The organism is Aeromonas sp. CD, from assembly GCF_033349375.1.
In the GTDB taxonomy this organism is placed as follows: domain Bacteria; phylum Pseudomonadota; class Gammaproteobacteria; order Enterobacterales; family Aeromonadaceae; genus Aeromonas; species Aeromonas hydrophila.
This window is the reverse complement of sequence record NZ_CP137631.1, coordinates 3,701,962-3,718,503: the sequence shown is the minus strand read 5'-3', so window position 1 is coordinate 3,718,503 and position 16,542 is coordinate 3,701,962. Positions and strand designations below refer to the sequence as shown.

The following is a 16,542-nucleotide window of genomic DNA, read 5'->3' as shown; positions in this document are numbered from 1 at the left end:
CTCTCTGTGATTCGGGTATGCGAGGGTGATGCTGGAATAACGCATGGTTCACTCTCTGTGATACGGATGATTGGTTGTGATGCTCCAGGCGCGATAGAGGCTCTCGGCCACCAGCACCCGCACCAGCGGATGGGGCAGGGTCAGCGGCGACAGCGACCAGCTCTGTTCGGCGGCAGCCTTGCACTCGGGCGACAGTCCTTCAGGGCCGCCCACCAGCAGGGCTACGTCGCGGCCATCCAGCTTCCAGGCTTCCAGCTGCACGGCGAGCTGCTCGGTGGTCCAGGGTTTGCCGGGAATATCCAGGGTCACGATACGCGAACGACCGGCCGCCGCCAGCATGGCTTCCCCCTCTTTTTGCAGAATGCGGGGGATGTCGGCATTTTTGCCACGTTTGCCGGCGCCGATCTCGACCAGCTCGAACGGCATGTCTTTGGGGAAACGACGACGATACTCTTCGAAGCCATGCTCTACCCAGGCGGGCATCTTGGTGCCCACCGCAATCAACTGGATCTTCATCGTTTATTACACTTGTACTCGGTTATTGCGCGTTCACTTGAGCGGTGCCGCTCCAGAGTTTTTCCAGCTGGTAGAAGTCGCGATGCTCATCCTGCATCACGTGCACGATCACCGACCCCAGATCTACCAGTACCCATTCGCCGGTGAGCTGGCCTTCCACGCTCAGCAGATCGAGTCCGGCATGGCGGGCTTCGCTGGCCAGATGGTGGGCGATGGCGCTGACGTGACGGCTGGAGTTGCCGGAACAGACGATCATGGTGTCGGTGATGCTGGATTTGCCGCGTACATCGAGGGTGATGATGTCGCGGCCTTTCATGTCATCGATCTTGTCGACGATAAAGGCATGCAATTCTTGACCTTGCAATGAGTCTCTCCTGTATTCCGGCGCGCTTTCACGGCGTGAGGGCGGCGGATTATATCATGGTCACTCCCGTTTCCCAGTGCGGTGAAGGGGAGTGGAACAGGGGCCGTGCCCGCTTGGCAAACTCGCCCCCTGTTGATCACTATAGTGCGCGATCCGTGCCGGACAACCGCCGGCCGCGATCGGGTTCATGCCGGCCGGTACAGTCCCTGCTGGCGGATGTATTGCGCCACCGACGGCGGCAGCAGATAGCGGGGATCCGCGCCCGTTGCCAGCAGCGCCCGCAGGCGGGTGGCCGACAGCTCGACCGGCAGATTGTCCGCCAGCCAGATGCGGCCGTGGCGCAGCCGATGCAGATCTGCCACCTGCCGGCTCTGGTGGCGGGCCAGCAGCTCGGCCACCTCGGCCGGGTAGTCCGGCTGCCAGCCGGGGCGGGTACTCACCACCAGGTGGGCGTAATCGAGCAGCTCCTGCCAGCGATGCCAGCTCGGCAGGCCGAGCAGGGAGTCCATCCCCATCAAAAAGCAGAGCGGGGTGTCCGGCAGTTCATGACGCAGCTCGATGAGGGTGTCGATGGTCCAGGAGGGGGTGTCCCGCTTGAGCTCCCGCTCATCCACCATGAAGCCCGGGTTTTCCGCCGCTGCCAGGGCGACCATGGCCAGGCGCTGCTCGCTCGAGCAGAAGGGGCTGGCCCGGTGGGGTGGAATATGGTTCGGCAGCAGGCGCACTTCGGCCAGGCCCAGGGCGTCGCGGGCCTCGATGGCCGGGCGCAGGTGACCGATGTGGATGGGATCGAACGTCCCCCCCAGAATGCCGATGGGCGGCTGCAACATGGGGCTCCCTCCGGTGGCAGCCGGGATGTCGACGGGCTGGCTCATGCGTCAGATCCCGCCAGCGGCAAGGGGGTACCATCGCGAAAACCGAGGGCGAGGGTCTGCAGCATCAGCCAAGCCTGCTCGGTATCGAAGCGACGCTGGGCGTCGTCGAGCCGGGCCATCAGCTGCCACAACTGCTGCAGCTTGGCGAAGGGCAGCCGGGTCAGCGCCTGTTGAATGAGTTGCTGGCGGCTCTGCCAGATGCGCAGGCGGGAGAAGTGCTCCACCAGCGGCTGACCGGCTCTGGCCGCCAGCGCCAGCTCGGTGAGCTGCTCCAGCTCGCGGCACAAGGCCCAGGCCAGCATGCCGGGCTCGGTGCCCTCGGCGCGCAGGGCCAGCAGGATGCGCTGGGCCCGATTCACCTTCCCTTCCAGCAGAGTGTCGATGAGCTGGAACGGGGTGAAGTGGGCGTGGCGGATGATGGTCTCCTGCAGATAGGCGACGCTGATGGGCTGGGGCGGCGAGAGCAGGGTCAGCTTCTCTATCTCCTGGCTGGCGGCCAGCAGGTTGCCCTCGTAGGAGTGGCACATGAAGTTGACCGCATCCGGCAGCGCCTTCAGCCCGAAGCGCTGGAAGCGGGCGCTCATCCAGCGCGGAAAGAAGCGGGGCTCGGGGTGGTTGACCGGCACATAGGTACCGCTCTGGCTCAGCTTGTCGAACCAGGCTGCCTTCATCTGGGTCTGGTTGAGGCGATTACCGCTCAGCACCAGCAGCAGGTCGGGGTGCAGTTGTTTGCCGATCTCGCTGATGCGGGCGGCCAACTCCTTGTCGACCTTGGCTGGCAGCTCCAGTTCGATGATCTGGCGGGCCGAGAACAGGCTCATGGCCTGGCAGGCATCGTAGACCTGATTCCAGTCCAGTCCCTGTTCCACCACGAAGCTGTGGCGCTCATCGAAGCCCTGTTTGCGCGCCACCTGGCGCACGGCATCGATGGCTTCCAGCTTGAGCAGGGGCTCGTCTCCAAAAATGAGATAGCAGGGCTTGAGCCCTGCCTTGAGATGGTCCGCGAGTTGTTCAGGGTAAATCCGCATCAGAGCCTGGCCTGGTTGAGGGGGAAGGATGCACGGTCGATGGCTTGCTCATTCTTGAACAGGGGATCGTCCCCAACAATGAGATAGCAGGGCTTGAGCCCTGCTTTGAGGTGATCCGCAAACTGCTCGGGATAGACTCTCATCAACACATTCTCATCAAGATACGTGCATCAGAACTTGACCTGGCTAAGCTGGCGGATCACCAGGTTGGCGGCCTGCTCCTGCATCTCCTTGCCAAGCTGCTCCTGCTCGCGGGAGGAGGCGAGCGCCGCGTCCGGCTTGTTCAGGAAACTGCGGTTGAAGGCGATGGGGAAGACCTGGGTCGGTTTGCCCGGCATGGAGACGGTGAACTGGGTGTTGTAGCCCAGCACGTATTCACGGGCCTGGCCGATGGAGTCGACGGAGGCGACCTGGCTGGTGCTGCCGACGCCGGACAGGGTCAGCACCGGGATGCCCTCCTTGTCGGCGAGCTGCACGCCGGCCGCCTTGAGGCGGGTGGTGACCAGCCGATAGAAATCGCTCTTGTTGTCACCGACCACCTTCATGGTCATCAACTCGGGCGGGATGGCGGTGCCGCGCATCTGAAAACCGCAGGCCTGCAGCAGCAGACCGGTCAGCAGTATGGTCAGCCAGCGAGTGAGGGTGGTGCCCATAGAAAATCCTCTTTGCATGAAGTGAAGAGCGGCGGGCGCAGGGCCCGCCGTTATCATCCGTTTGCTGTTACCGCCTGGCAACCAGACGGTCAGTCTGCATGGCAAGGCGGTATGGCATCAGTTGGCCACGATGTTGAGCAGTTTGCCCGGCACGTAGATCACCTTGCGCACGGTCAGGCCGTCGGTGAACTTCTGGACCGAGGCATCGGCCATGGCCAGCTTCTCGACGTCGGCCTGGCTGATCTCGGCCGGTACGGTCAGCTTGCCGCGCATCTTGCCGTTGATCTGCACCACCACCAGCTTCTCGGTCTCGACCATGGCCGCTTCGTCGGCCACCGGCCAGGTGGCGTGATCCACGTCGTCACCCTTGCCCAGCATCTTCCACAGCTCGAAGCCGATGTGCGGGGTGATGGGGTAGAGCATGACCACGACCGCTTCCAGCGCTTCCTGCATCAGGGCGCGATCCTGCTCGTCACTGCCCAGCTTGGCCAGGTTGTTCATCAGCTCCATGATGGCGGCGATGGCGGTGTTGAAGGTCTGACGGCGACCCACGTCGTCGCTCACCTTGGCGATGGTCTTGTGCAGCTCGCGGCGCACGGCCTTCTGGTCGCCGCTGAGTGCCGCCACATTCAGTGCGGGAGCTATGCCGGCACTGACGTGCTCGAAGGTGATGCGCCACAGACGGCGCAGGAAGCGCTGGGCACCCTCGACGCCGGAGTCGGACCACTCCAGGGTCATCTCGGCCGGCGAGGCGAACATCATGAACAGACGCACGGTATCGGCGCCGTAACGCTCCACCATCAGCTGCGGGTCGATGCCGTTGTTTTTGGACTTGGACATCTTGGTCATGCCGGAGTGGATCACTTCACGGCCTTCATTGTCGACGGCCTTGGTGATGCGACCCTTCTCGTCACGCTCCACCTTGACGTCGGTCGGACTGACCCAGACGTTGCCGCCCTTCTCGTCCTTGTAGTAGAAGGCGTCGGCCAGCACCATGCCCTGGCAGAGCAGGCGCTTGAACGGCTCGTCGCTGTTGACCAGGCCTGCATCACGCAGCAGCTTGTGGAAGAAGCGGGCGTAGAGCAGGTGCATACAGGCGTGCTCGATGCCGCCGATGTACTGATCCACCGGCAGCCAGTGGTTGGCAGCAGCCGGGTCCAGCATGCCCTTGTCGTAGTCCGGGGAGCAGTAGCGCGCGTAGTACCAAGAGGACTCCATGAAGGTGTCAAAGGTATCGGTCTCGCGGAACGCTTCCTGGCCGTTGTAGGTGGTCTTGGCCCACTCGGCGTCGGCCTTGATCGGGCTCTGGATGCCATCCATCACCACGTCTTCCGGCAGCAGCACCGGCAGCTGATCTTCCGGGGTCGGCACCACTGTGCCGTCAGCCAGGGTCAGCATGGGGATGGGGGCGCCCCAGTAGCGCTGACGGGAGACACCCCAGTCGCGCAGACGGTAGTTGACGGTGCGCTTGCCGTGGCCCAGGGCTTCCAGCTTGTTGGCGATGGCATCGAAAGCGCCCTGGAAGTCGAGACCGTCGAACTCGCCTGAGTTGAACAGCACGCCCTTGTCGGTGTAGGCGGCGTCGATCACGTTCGGCAGCTCGCCATCGACCGGCTTGATGACCGGCTTGATCTCGAGACCGTACTTGGTGGCGAACTCATGGTCGCGCAGGTCGTGGCCCGGTACCGCCATCACGGCGCCGGTGCCGTAGTTCATCAGCACGAAGTTGGCGACCCAGACCGGCACCTTGCGGCCATCCAGCGGGTGAATGGCGTAGAGGCCGGTGGCCATGCCCTTCTTCTCCATGGTGGCGAGCTCGGCTTCGGCCACCTTGGTGTTCTTGCACTCTTCGATAAAGGCGGCGAGCTCGGGGTTACTCTCGGCTGCCTGCAGCGCCAGCGGGTGGCCGGCGGCGATACCGACATAGGTCACGCCCATGAAGGTGTCCGGACGGGTGGTGTAGACCTCCAGATGCTCAGCCTGACCCTCGATGGCGAAGCTGATGTTGACCCCTTCGGAGCGGCCAATCCAGTTGCGCTGCATGGTCTTGACCATCTCAGGCCAGCCTTCCAGATTGTCGATATCGTTCAGCAGCTCTTCGGCGTAGTCGGTGATCTTGATGAACCACTGGGGGATCTCTTTCTGCTCCACCGGGGTGTCACAGCGCCAGCAGCAGTTGTCGACAACCTGCTCGTTGGCCAGTACGGTCATGTCGTTCGGGCACCAGTTGACGGAAGAGGTCTTCTTGTAGACCAGACCCTTCTCGTAAAGCTTGGTGAAGAACCACTGTTCCCAGCGGTAGTAGTCCGGCTTGCAGGTGGCCAGCTCGCGATCCCAGTCATAACCCAGACCCAGCATCTTCAGCTGGTTCTTCATGTATTCGATGTTTTCGTAGGTCCAGGGCGCCGGTGCCGTGTTGTTCTTGATGGCGGCGTTTTCCGCCGGCAGGCCGAAGGCGTCCCAACCGATGGGTTGCAGCACGTTCTTGCCATTGAGGCGTTGATAACGGGAGATCACATCACCTATGGTGTAGTTGCGAACGTGCCCCATGTGTAGACGACCAGACGGATAGGGGAACATGGAGAGGCAGTAGAACTTTTCCTTGTCTACTTTCTCCACCGCCTTGAAGGTTTTCTTGGCATCCCAGTGCTTTTGCACTGCTGGTTCTATGGATTGGGGAACGTATTGCTCTTGCATTGGTGACATCCGGATCTGTGAAATGGATAGATAAATCAGCTGGGAAATCGCAATAGAATACCCATATCCTGCGGCGGCAACAACCGCCAGCGTCCCTCGGGCCTTAAGCCGGGCCTGATCAGGGTTCAGTAGAGGAGTAACGGCCATGGACAAACGTCAAAAAGGGTACGAAGCCTTCATTGCCGAGCTGCAAAAGCAGTGGCAAGAGACAGAACAGTTCCAGGGGGAGCGCCTCAACCGGATGATCGCCAAGGTGCAGGCCTATCTGGAGGCGGCCGGGGATCTGACCCAGGACGAGCTGGCGCTGATCGCCGAGTATGTGAAGCGGGATCTGGGCAACTATGACGAGGGGCGCAAGGATGAGCAGGTGGAGGAGTCCGCCTTCATGCTGGCGCTCAAAGACACCGCCTGGTCCTGGCTGGCGGACGTGACCGACCGCACCCAGGTGGAGTGGCAGGAGCTGGCGGACGAGCTGGAGCACAAGGGCGTCTACCGGGCTGGCGACTGGGTGGGGCTCGGAGTATTGGTGTGCGATCACTGCGAGTGGCGCCATACCGTGCTGCACCCCGAACAGCTCGGCACCTGTCCCGAGTGCGGGGCCGATGAGTATCACCGTGAGCCACTCTCTCCCTAAGCAGTCAGGCAGTACCAAGCCATAAGCCAAGCCATAAAAAGAGGCGCCTAAGGGCGCCTCTCTTATTTATCGGGTTGTACGACCGGGTCAGCCCTTGCGCGCCCAGGGGTGGGCGCGGGGGCGCAGCCCCAGTCCCAGCGCCAGCAGCAGGGCGGCGATGCCATACATGGGCCAGCTGCCAAAGCGCAGGTAGGGGGTCTCGCCGTGGGCGGGACGCACCTCGGTGCGCAGCACGCCGGCCTCGAACTGCGGGATCTGGGCGATGATGCTGCCGTCAGTCTCGGTGACGATGGTGATGCCGGTGTTGGTGTCGCGCAGCAGCGGGCGGGCCAGCTCGAGGGCACGCATGCGGGCGATCTCCATGTGCTGCCAGGGACCGATGCTGGTGCCGAACCAGGCGTCGTTGGAGACGGTCAGCAGGAAGTCGGTATCCGGCTGCACGTTGCGGCGCACCTCGTCCGGGAAGATGATCTCGTAGCAGATGGCGGCGGCAAACTTGAGCCCCTTGGCGATCAGGTTCGGCTGCACCTCGTCACCGCGGCTGAAGGAGGACATGGGCAGGTTGAAGAAGGGCGCGATGGGACGCAGCAGATCTTCAAGGGGCACGAACTCGCCGATGGGCAGCAGGTGGTATTTGTAGTAACGGTTCTTGTGCTGGTAGTAGTAGGACTCCTTGCCTTCCGCATCCTGCACCCCCATGCCGAGCACGGTATTGAAGAAGCGCTGCTGCTCGAGATCGTAGTGGATGATCCCCGCCAGCAGGCCGGTATCGTTCACCTTCATCGCCTTGTCCAGGCTCTCCAGATAGTTGCCCATCTCCTTCTCGATGGCCGGAATGGCCGATTCCGGCCAGACGATGATGTCGGCGTCCTGGTTCTCACGGCTGAGATCCTGATACTTGCGCACGGTCGGCACCAGCGCCTCCGGATCCCACTTGAGGGACTGTTCGATGTTGCCCTGTACCAGCGCCACCTTGACCGGTTCACCGCGGGTCACCCAGTTCAGCTGCATCAGCCCCTGGGCGGTCCCCACCAGGGCCACCGGCACCAGCAGCCAGGCCGGCTTGCGGCTCTGCCACAGCAGCCAGAGAGCGGAGGCGGTCAACAGCAGCGCCAGAGTGATGCCCTGCACGCCGAGGATGGGAGCAAAGCCCTTGAGCGGCCCGTCAATCTGGCTGTAGCCGAACCAGAGCCAGGGAAAGCCGGTCATCACCCAGCCGCGCAGCCAGTCGGCCATCAGCCAGAGCGCCGGGAAGGCGAGCAGCCAGCGGCTCCAGTGGCGACCGCTGAAGAAGCGGGCGAAGGCCCAGCAGGCCAGGGTCGGGTAGAGCGCCAGATAGGCCGACAGCCCGGTCAGCAGCACAAAGGCCACCGGCAGCGGAATGCCGCCGAACATGGTCATGCTGACGTGGATCCACCACAGCCCCGGCAAAAACAGCCCCATGGCGTAGCCAAAGCCGCGCCAGGCCGCCTGCTTGGGGTTGGCCTTGTCCAGCAGGGCGTAGAGACCGAGCAGGGAGGGGATCACCAGCGGCCAGTAGTTGAAGGGCGAGAAGGCGAGCACGGCGATGGCGCCAGAGGCCATGGCAAACAGGCTGGTCAGGAGTTTTGATTTCACGGGCTGTAATTTCACGGGCGATAAGGCTCGGATTGAACTGCAATGGGTTGAGTGGCCGGTATCTTAACCCGTAAAGGCGGTCAACGGCGAGCCTCCCGGCCGACGGCCCGGAGCGAGGGGATAAAAGGGAGATGACGGGCTCTTTGAACGGTAGAAAGCAGGGGCGTGCGGCCAAACGAACAGCGCCCCGACGGGCGGGGCGCTGTTGGCACGGAGCAAGGCTTATTGGGCCTCGGACTGGGCCGCGACATGGTTGTCGGGGATCTTCACCTGCAGCTGTTGTAGGCGGCGCTTGTCGGCGTGCATCACCTTGAACAGGTAGCCTTCCAGCTCGATCTCCTCGCCCTTCTTGGGCAGGTGGCTGAAGGCGTGCATCACCAGACCGCCCACCGTATCCACCTCTTCATCGCTGAACTGGGTGCCGAAGAAGTCGTTGAAATCTTCGATCTCGGTGAGGGCGCTGACGGCGAACACCCGCTTGCTGATGCGGCGGATCTCGTCCGGCTCATCCTCGATGTCGTCGAATTCGTCGTCGATCTCGCCGACGATGAGCTCGAGGATGTCCTCGATGGTCACCAGACCGGAGACGCCGCCGAACTCGTCCACCACGATGGCCATGTGGTAACGCTCTTCGCGAAACTCCTTGAGCAGCCGGTCGACCCGTTTGCTCTCGGGCACGATCACCGTGGGGCGCAGGATATTCTCCAGTTGCAGCGGCTCGCTGGCATGGTGGCCGCCAAACCCGAACGGCAGCAGATCCTTGGCGAGCAAGATGCCCTCCACGTGATCCTTGTCCTCGTTGATCACCGGAAAGCGGGAGTGGCCCGACTCGATGATCACCGGCAGGATCTCGTCCACCGGCTGGGATTTCTCGATGGTCACCATCTGGGAGCGGGGGATCATGATGTCGCGCACGCGCAGCTCGGCAATTTCGAGCACCCCCTCGATCATGTCCTTGGTGTCCTGATCGATGAGATCGCGCTCTTCGGCGTCGGCTATCACTTCCACCAAATCGTTGCGGTCTTTTGGCTCGCCCTGGAAGAGTTGGCTGAGTTTGTCGAGCCAGGTTTTCTTCGGCGAGCCGGTACTAGGGTGATCGTCGGTCATTTTCTCTCTTGGTTACTCGTATGAACACACTTGAAATCGTTGTGGCTATATGAGGATGACCATCGGCTGTTTCAAGGCGATGACCATCCCGCGGTTTACTCTTCGTCGTTCAGATAAGGATCGGCGAAACCGAGCTCCTGCATGATGTCGCGCTCGAGCGCTTCCATCTCTTCGGCCTCGTCATCCTCGATATGGTCATAACCTAGCAGATGGAGACTGCCGTGCACAACCATGTGGGCCCAGTGGGCCATCAGCGGCTTGCCCTGCTCAATGGCTTCGCGCTCCACCACCTGGCGGCAGATCACCAGATCGCCGAGCAGCGGCAGCTCCAGACCGGGCGGTGCCTCGAACGGGAAAGAGAGCACGTTGGTGGGCTTGTCCTTGCCGCGATAGGTGAGGTTGAGCTCGTTGCTCTCCGCCTCGTCGACGATGCGCACCGTCACTTCGGCCTCCTGCTGGAAGCCGAGAATGGTGCCGTCGAGCCAGCCCTGCAGCTGGGCCTCGCTCGGCAGGCCGTCGGTGCTGGCACTGGCCAGTTGCAGATCCAGGGTCACGCTCATTGGGCACTCTCTTTGCTGGTGTGGGTGGCGACTTTGTCGGCCGCCTGTTTGGCATCGAACGCCTCGTAGGCCTGCACGATGCGGGCCACCACAGGGTGGCGGACCACGTCGGCGGACTGGAAGAAGTTGAATGACAGGCCGTCGACATTCTGCAGCACTTCCAGCGCGTGGCGCAGGCCCGATTTCTGGTTGCGGGGCAGGTCTATCTGGGTGATGTCACCGGTCACCACCGCCTTGGAGTTGAAGCCGATGCGGGTCAGGAACATCTTCATCTGCTCGGTGGTGGTGTTCTGGGCCTCGTCCAGGATGATGAAGGCGTCATTGAGGGTTCGACCACGCATGTAGGCGAGCGGCGCCACCTCGATGATGTTGCGCTCCATCAGCTTCTCCACCCGCTCAAAGCCCAGCATCTCGAACAGGGCGTCGTAGAGCGGGCGCAGGTAGGGGTCCACCTTCTGGGAGAGATCGCCTGGCAGGAAGCCGAGCTTCTCGCCTGCTTCCACCGCCGGCCGGGTCAGCAGAATGCGGCGGATCTCCTGGCGCTCCAGCGCATCCACCGCCGCCGCTACCGCCAGATAGGTCTTGCCTGTTCCTGCAGGGCCTATGCCGAAGCAGATGTCGTGGCGCACGATATTGGCGATGTACTGGGCCTGGTTGGGGCTACGCGGTTTGATGAGGCCACGCTTGGTCTTGACCGTCACCTCCTTGCCATAGGGGATGCTCGGCGCCGGCTCGTCATCCTGCTCCAGCACCCGCGACTCCTGAATGGCCAGATGGACCATGTCGGGGGTGATGTCGGTCACCTTGCCGCCCTTGAGCGGCTGGGTTTCCACATAGAGGTGCTTGATGATGACGGCGGCCGCGTCCACCTGGGCTTGCTTGCCCAGCAGCTGGAAGTGGTTGTCGCGGTAGCTGATCTCGACGCCGAGGCGGCGCTCCAGCTGTTTGACGTTGTCATCGAACGGACCGCACAGACTGGCGAGACGCTGGTTGTCGGCGGGTTCCAGATGCAAATTCAGGGTCGAGAGGTGTCGGCTCAAAGTGTCCTCGTCTTGACGCGATCCCATCCGGCCGGGGCCGGATGGGGTGAACAGATTAGTGGGGAGTGAAGGCGGCCACGCCCAGCTGGTCCGGTACGTTGTCCGGGCGGCGGGCGAGGATCTCGCTCGGGGCGGTGGCGATGCGCAGGTTCATCTCGTTCTCGCCGCGCAGGAATTTGCCGCGCAGGGAGTTGGGACGCACCTCGGTGATCTCCACGTCGGCAAAGCCGCCGATCAGGGTATGCGGGCCTTCGAAGTTGACCACCCGGTTGTTCTCGGTGCGGCCGCACAGCTGCATGGGGTCGAGCTTGGAGGGGCCTTCCACCAGGATGCGCTGGGTGGAGCCCAGCATGGCGCGGCCAATCTGCATCGCCTGGTTGTTGATGACGTGCTGCAGGCGGCTCAGGCGGGCTTTCTTCACCTCCATGTCGACGTCATCGGGCAGGTCGGCGGCCGGGGTACCGGGGCGCGGGCTGTAGATGAAGCTGAAGCTCATGTCGAAGTTGATATCCTCGATGAGTTTCATGGTGGCCTCGAAATCCTCGTCCGTCTCGTTCGGGAAGCCGACGATGAAGTCGGAACTGATGGTAATGTCGGGACGGGCGGCACGCAGGCGGCGGATCTTGGACTTGTACTCCAGCACGGTGTGCGGGCGCTTCATCATGGTCAGGATGCGGTCGGAGCCACTCTGCACCGGCAGGTGCAGGAAGCTGACCACTTCCGGGGTGTCCTTGTAGACCTCGATGATGTCGTCGGTGAACTCGATGGGGTGGCTGGTGGTGTAGCGAATGCGATCGATGCCGTCGATGGCGGCCACCAGTCGCAGCAGCTCGGCGAAGGTGCAGATGCCGCCGTCGAAGGTCGGGCCCCGGTAGGCGTTGACGTTCTGGCCGAGCAGATTCACTTCGCGCACGCCCTGCTGGGCGAGCTGGGCAATTTCATAGAGCACGTCGTCCAGCGGTCGGCTCACCTCCTCGCCGCGGGTGTAGGGCACCACGCAGAAGGAGCAGTATTTGGAGCAGCCTTCCATGATGGAGACGAAGGCGGTCGCCCCTTCGGCGCGCGGCTCGGGCAGGCTGTCGAACTTCTCGATTTCGGGGAAGGCGACGTCCACCTGGGCGCCACGTCCCTCCTGGACCTGCTTGATCATGGTGGGCAGGCGATGCAGGGTCTGCGGACCGAACACTATGTCCACATAGGGGGCGCGGGTGCGAATGTTGTCCCCCTCCTGGGAGGCGACGCAGCCGCCCACGCCGATCACCAGACCGGGCTTGTTCGCTTTCAGTTTTTTCCAGCGTCCCAGCTGGTGGAACACCTTCTCCTGCGCCTTTTCGCGGATGGAGCAGGTGTTGAGCAGCAAGACGTCTGCCTCTTCGGGCTCTTCGGTCAGCGTGTAGCCATTGCTGGCATCCAACAGGTCGGCCATCTTGGACGAGTCGTACTCGTTCATCTGGCAGCCCCAGGTTTTAATGTGAAGTTTCTTGCTCATTGCTTCTCTTGACTTGTTTTGAATGCGGCATGGTCAAAGGACCGGGCATTTTACTCCGCAATCCGGAGACTGCCTAGCAAATATCCAGCCCGCCATGGCCGGAACGCAGCCGTAGCCGCCCCGAGAGGCATCGGCTTTCTCCTTGATTTGGCGCACTAATTCTCCACTGCCTTCACTGTTTCTCGGCGCCCCTTGCGGTATCATGTGACCATTCGGTCCGGCTGTGTTTTTCCCCTTGCCCGGACCCACCCCTTGCAGGAATCAAGTTATGGAACAGTGTGATATCGCCATCGTCGGGGCCGGCATGGTCGGCGCCGCCACCGCCTGTCTGCTGGCGGCGCAGGGTCTGTCGGTGCGGGTCATCGAGACCCGGCTGCCGGAGCAATACGCCCCCGAGCAGCCGCTGGATCTGCGGGTCTCCGCCATCAGCCAGGCGTCGGTGGCGCTGCTGGAGCAGGCCGGCGCCTGGCAGCACCTGCAACAGATGCGGCTGTGCCCCTATCGCCGGCTGGAAACCTGGGAGCTGGACGGCTTCGCCACCCGCTTCAACGCCGCCGACCTCGGTCTGCCGCAGCTCGGCTACATCATCGAGAACCGGCTGGTGCAGCTCGCCCTGCTCAAGCGGATGGAGGATTTTCCCAACATCCAGACCCATACCCCGGCGGCGGTCAAGAGCCTGCGCCAGAGCGCGGACGAGGCGGTGCTGACCCTGGATGATGGCAGCGAGCTGGCCGCCCGCTGGGTGCTGGCCTGCGATGGCGCTGAATCCCACACTCGCAAGCTGGCCGGCATCGGGGTGTCGCGCTTTGAGTACCGCCAGCACTGCATGCTGATCAACATCGACACCGACTTCGCGCAGGAAGACATCACCTGGCAGCAGTTTACCCCGAGCGGCCCGCGCGCCTTCCTGCCGCTGCCGGGCCGACACGGCTCCCTGGTGTGGTATGACAGTCCGGCCCGCATCCGGGCGCTGGCTGCCATGAGCAACGAGGGGCTGGCCGCCGAGGTGTGCCGCCACTTCCCGAGCCGGCTCGGCGGGTTTGCCGTGACGGCCAAGGGGAGCTTCCCGCTGGTGCGCCGCCACGCCAACGACTACCACGCCGGCCGGGTGGTGCTGCTGGGCGATGCCGCCCACACCATCAATCCGCTGGCGGGGCAGGGGGTCAACCTCGGCTTCAAGGACGTGGCCTGCTGGCGCGATCTGCTGCAAGGGGCCGGGGCCGACTGGCATCAGCTGGCGCTGGCCGGGCGCTATGAGCGGCGTCGCCGCCCCGACAACCTGTTGATGCAGTCGGGGATGGATCTCTTCTACGGGGTGTTCAGCAACGAGATAGGCCCGCTCAAGCTGGCGCGCAACCTGGCCCTCAATCTGGCGGACAAGGCAGGCCCGCTCAAGGAGATGGCGCTACGCTATGCGCTGGGGCTGGTTTAAGGCGCGCGGCGCCATCATGAGGGAGCAGGCAGCATGAACAAGGCATTGCTGGTGATCGATTTCATCAACGACATCGCCCACCCGGACGGGCGCATCGCCGCCTCGGCGGCCCATGTGCTGGAACAGGACGCCATCGTGCACGCCAATCAGGCGCTGGCCCATGCCCGCGCCCACGGCTGGCTGGTGGTGCTGATCAAGGTGGGTTTTGACCCGCACTATCTGCTGCAGCCCAAGGGCTCACCCATGTTTGGTCGGGCTCACCAGTTCGGGGCGCTGTCGCTTGGTGATGGCGGCACCGACTTTCACGCCGACCTCGACGTGCAGCCCGGCGATCTGGTGCTGACCAAGCCCAGGGTCAGCCCCTTCTACGGCACCGCGCTGGAGCCGGCGCTGCGGGCCAATCACATCGACCACCTCTATCTGTGCGGGGTGAGTACCAGTTGGGCCATTCAGGCGGCGGCGCGGGAGGGGCATGATCGGGACTACGCCATCACCATCCTGGAGGATGCCTGCGCGGCGGCGGATGCCAATGAGCACCATGCCTCGCTGCGGATGCTCGGCCGTATCGCCGAGGTCTGCAAGGTGGCCCAGCTGGCCTGATCCCGGCGGCAAGCGGAGCTTGCTCACTGTTTTGACATTCATATTGTCTGCGGCCCCCTGTCGGGTCGCAGCCATTTTGGGCAACATGAAGCGAGCATCGATGGCCACAAGGATGAGGGCATGCGTTATCAGGGACGGATCGTGCGCTGGAACGAGGCGCGCGGCTTTGGTTTTATCGCCCCCGAGCAGGGGGATGGCGAGCCAAAAGGAGCCGAGCTGTTCGTGCACATCTCGGCGCTGCAGTCAGATGGCTCGCTGCCCAAGATTGGCGAGCGGGTCTCCTATCAGCTTGGCAGCGGCCAGGATGGCAAACTCAGGGCCGAGCAGGTGTTCTTTGTGGATCGACCGCTGTCGCTGGCAGGCGCCCAACCAGCGCCTTCTGTGGGCAGACAGGCTGTGGCCGGGGAGCGGCCGACGCCAGCCAGGGCACGCCCGCGCCCCGTCTATCGGCGCCGCAGCAATTGGCGCGGCAAGCTGATCCCGCTGCTGGTGCTGGCCGGGATCTTCTCCATTTACTCCCGCTTCTCGGCCGAGTCGGTCTCGCCTTCGCCAAGCTCTTCTTTCAGTCAGCAGGCGGCGGACAGCACAGACAGCCCGCAGGCGGCGCCCACCTTCGTCCGTCAGTGCGACGGTCGGCAGTACTGCTCCCAGATGACCTCCTGCGAGGAGGCGACCTGGTTTTTGCAAAACTGCCCCAATACCAAGATGGACGGCAGAGGACGAGGGAACGGGATTCCTTGTGAAAGCCAGTGGTGTGGCCACTAGCGGGGATGGGGCCGGTGCAAGTGGTTGATCATCTATCTTTATCTTGCAGGCCGGGGGCGGGCCATGGCCGCCGATGCCCCTTCGTCATGGAGGGAACACCGGCATTAGGCTGGTGGTTGCGGCAGGTGCGGTACGTCGTTGTTGGGTGAGGAGCAGGGTCATGGCGGACTATTTTCAGGGATCACTGTTTCACTTCTCCGATCGGGCGCAATACCTGTCTGCATTGCTCAATTCGCTGGAGGAGCAGATCTCGGTGATCGATCGGGATGGCGTCATCCACTACACCAATCTCGCCTGGAATAGCTTCGCCGAACAGAACGGCATGCCGGAGGGGTACGACTGGCTGGGCGTCAACTATCTGAGGGTGTGCGACAACTCGGTGGAGCCGCTGGCCCAGATGGCGGCCGAGGGGATCCGGCGGGTACTGCGCCACGAGCAGCAGCACTTTCATCTGGAGTACCCCTGTCACAGCCCGGATACCCAGCGCTGGTTCATGATGCGGGTCTCTGCCATCCCCGGTATCGAGGTCGAGTTCTACACCATCAGCCACATCAACGTTACCGAACGCAAGCTGCAGGAGCTGGACATGGCCTACCTCTCCCTGCACGACCCGCTGACCGGGCTGGCGAACCGGCGGCTGTTCAACAGCTTTCTGCACAACGAGTGGCGGCGCAGCATGCGCGAACAGACCCCCATCTCCTTCATCATGCTGGATCTGGACAACTTCAAGCTGTGCAACGACCACTTCGGCCATCAGGTCGGGGACGGTTTCTTGCAGCAGGTGGGTCAGCTGCTGAGCACCTTCTGCCAGCGGGCCACCGATCTGCCGTGCCGCTTCGGCGGCGACGAATTTGCCCTGATCCTCGGCAACACCGGGGACGAGGCCGCCTCCCGCATGGGGGAGGCCATTCGCGTCGGCATCGGCGAGCTGCTGATCCCGGGGGCGGATGGGCTTAGACTCAGCGCCAGCGTCGGCATTGCCACCCTGTTGCCGCAGCAGGCCCGCGTCTCGGAAGAGGAGCTGCTGACCGCCGCCGACATGGCGCTCTATCTGGCCAAGCAGGGGGGCAAGAATCGCTGCCACTGCGTCAGCTGCAGCGCGCTGCCGGCCGCCTGATACTCGATTGCCACACCCCCCGTGGCGATACCTCGCCTGTCCCCTGAT

17 protein-coding genes are annotated in these 16,542 nt (G+C 63.2%); 5 read left to right on the top strand and 12 right to left on the bottom strand.

What is annotated here, in order from left to right; translation table 11 throughout:
* Positions 1 to 48 precede the first annotated feature (48 nt).
* The 7 genes from rlmH to leuS form a co-directional block, all read right to left on the bottom strand.
* Positions 49 to 516: a 23S rRNA (pseudouridine(1915)-N(3))-methyltransferase RlmH gene (gene rlmH, locus R2E40_RS17150; protein ID WP_005298242.1), complete on the bottom strand. Its 468-nt coding sequence runs from the start codon at positions 514 to 516 to the stop codon at positions 49 to 51.
* A 22-nt stretch (positions 517 to 538) separates the two neighbouring features.
* Complete coding sequence (rsfS, locus tag R2E40_RS17145) at positions 539 to 880, bottom strand: ribosome silencing factor (protein ID WP_011707026.1); 342 nt, start codon at positions 878 to 880, stop codon at positions 539 to 541.
* Positions 881 to 1,065: 185 nt separating this feature from the next.
* Positions 1,066 to 1,710, bottom strand: coding sequence for a nicotinate-nucleotide adenylyltransferase (gene nadD, locus R2E40_RS17140; RefSeq protein ID WP_318165571.1), 645 nt, complete (start codon positions 1,708 to 1,710; stop codon positions 1,066 to 1,068).
* Between the two features lie 41 nt (positions 1,711 to 1,751).
* Positions 1,752 to 2,783, bottom strand: coding sequence for a DNA polymerase III subunit delta (gene holA, locus R2E40_RS17135; RefSeq protein WP_011707024.1), 1,032 nt, complete (start codon positions 2,781 to 2,783; stop codon positions 1,752 to 1,754).
* On the bottom strand, positions 2,783 to 2,926 hold the full coding sequence (locus tag R2E40_RS17130; protein WP_412055132.1) for a DNA polymerase III subunit delta: 144 nt from the start codon (positions 2,924 to 2,926) through the stop codon (positions 2,783 to 2,785). Before R2E40_RS17130 ends, holA begins: the two co-directional genes overlap by 1 nt.
* 27 nt (positions 2,927 to 2,953) lie before the next feature.
* Entirely contained in the window at positions 2,954 to 3,436 is a 483-nt protein-coding gene (gene lptE, locus R2E40_RS17125; protein ID WP_016351676.1) for an LPS assembly lipoprotein LptE, read from the bottom strand.
* A gap of 117 nt (positions 3,437 to 3,553) precedes the next feature.
* Positions 3,554 to 6,133, bottom strand: a complete 2,580-nt coding sequence (gene leuS / locus R2E40_RS17120; RefSeq protein WP_318163980.1) for a leucine--tRNA ligase — start codon at positions 6,131 to 6,133, stop codon at positions 3,554 to 3,556.
* A gap of 145 nt (positions 6,134 to 6,278) precedes the next feature.
* On the opposite strand from leuS, the gene R2E40_RS17115 reads away from it, so the two are divergent.
* The gene (locus tag R2E40_RS17115; RefSeq protein WP_005298255.1) at positions 6,279 to 6,767 is read left to right on the top strand and encodes a zinc ribbon-containing protein; all 489 of its coding nucleotides are present in this window, start codon (positions 6,279 to 6,281) and stop codon (positions 6,765 to 6,767) included.
* A gap of 87 nt (positions 6,768 to 6,854) precedes the next feature.
* Here R2E40_RS17115 and lnt read toward each other — a convergent pair whose 3' ends face one another.
* From lnt to miaB, 5 genes are all read right to left on the bottom strand, one after another.
* The gene (lnt, locus tag R2E40_RS17110) at positions 6,855 to 8,399 is read right to left on the bottom strand and encodes an apolipoprotein N-acyltransferase (RefSeq protein ID WP_318163979.1); all 1,545 of its coding nucleotides are present in this window, start codon (positions 8,397 to 8,399) and stop codon (positions 6,855 to 6,857) included.
* 207 nt (positions 8,400 to 8,606) lie between these two features.
* On the bottom strand, positions 8,607 to 9,491 hold the full coding sequence (gene corC, locus R2E40_RS17105) for a CNNM family magnesium/cobalt transport protein CorC (RefSeq protein ID WP_207136681.1): 885 nt from the start codon (positions 9,489 to 9,491) through the stop codon (positions 8,607 to 8,609).
* Between the two features lie 95 nt (positions 9,492 to 9,586).
* Entirely contained in the window at positions 9,587 to 10,051 is a 465-nt protein-coding gene (gene ybeY / locus R2E40_RS17100; RefSeq protein ID WP_017764960.1) for an rRNA maturation RNase YbeY, read from the bottom strand.
* Positions 10,048 to 11,091 (bottom strand): PhoH family protein, encoded by a 1,044-nt coding sequence (locus tag R2E40_RS17095; RefSeq protein WP_318163978.1) that lies wholly within the window; start codon positions 11,089 to 11,091, stop codon positions 10,048 to 10,050. The genes ybeY and R2E40_RS17095 overlap by 4 nt, the downstream gene beginning before the upstream one ends.
* A gap of 55 nt (positions 11,092 to 11,146) precedes the next feature.
* Positions 11,147 to 12,580: a tRNA (N6-isopentenyl adenosine(37)-C2)-methylthiotransferase MiaB gene (gene miaB, locus R2E40_RS17090; protein WP_005298264.1), complete on the bottom strand. Its 1,434-nt coding sequence runs from the start codon at positions 12,578 to 12,580 to the stop codon at positions 11,147 to 11,149.
* 268 nt (positions 12,581 to 12,848) lie between these two features.
* Between miaB and R2E40_RS17085 the strand changes: the two genes are divergently transcribed.
* The 4 genes from R2E40_RS17085 to R2E40_RS17070 all read left to right on the top strand — a co-directional run bounded on the left by R2E40_RS17085 (position 12,849) and on the right by R2E40_RS17070 (position 16,494).
* Positions 12,849 to 14,012: an FAD-dependent oxidoreductase gene (locus R2E40_RS17085; protein ID WP_318163977.1), complete on the top strand. Its 1,164-nt coding sequence runs from the start codon at positions 12,849 to 12,851 to the stop codon at positions 14,010 to 14,012.
* Between the two features lie 33 nt (positions 14,013 to 14,045).
* A complete protein-coding gene (locus R2E40_RS17080; protein WP_318163976.1) occupies positions 14,046 to 14,612 on the top strand; it encodes an isochorismatase family cysteine hydrolase in 567 nt (188 codons plus the stop codon).
* A 120-nt stretch (positions 14,613 to 14,732) separates the two neighbouring features.
* Positions 14,733 to 15,377 carry a cold-shock protein gene (locus R2E40_RS17075; protein WP_318163975.1) on the top strand — a complete coding sequence of 215 codons (645 nt, stop codon included), beginning with the start codon at positions 14,733 to 14,735 and terminating at the stop codon, positions 15,375 to 15,377.
* 160 nt (positions 15,378 to 15,537) lie between these two features.
* Positions 15,538 to 16,494, top strand: a complete 957-nt coding sequence (locus tag R2E40_RS17070; protein ID WP_011707012.1) for a diguanylate cyclase domain-containing protein — start codon at positions 15,538 to 15,540, stop codon at positions 16,492 to 16,494.
* Positions 16,495 to 16,542 lie beyond the last annotated feature (48 nt).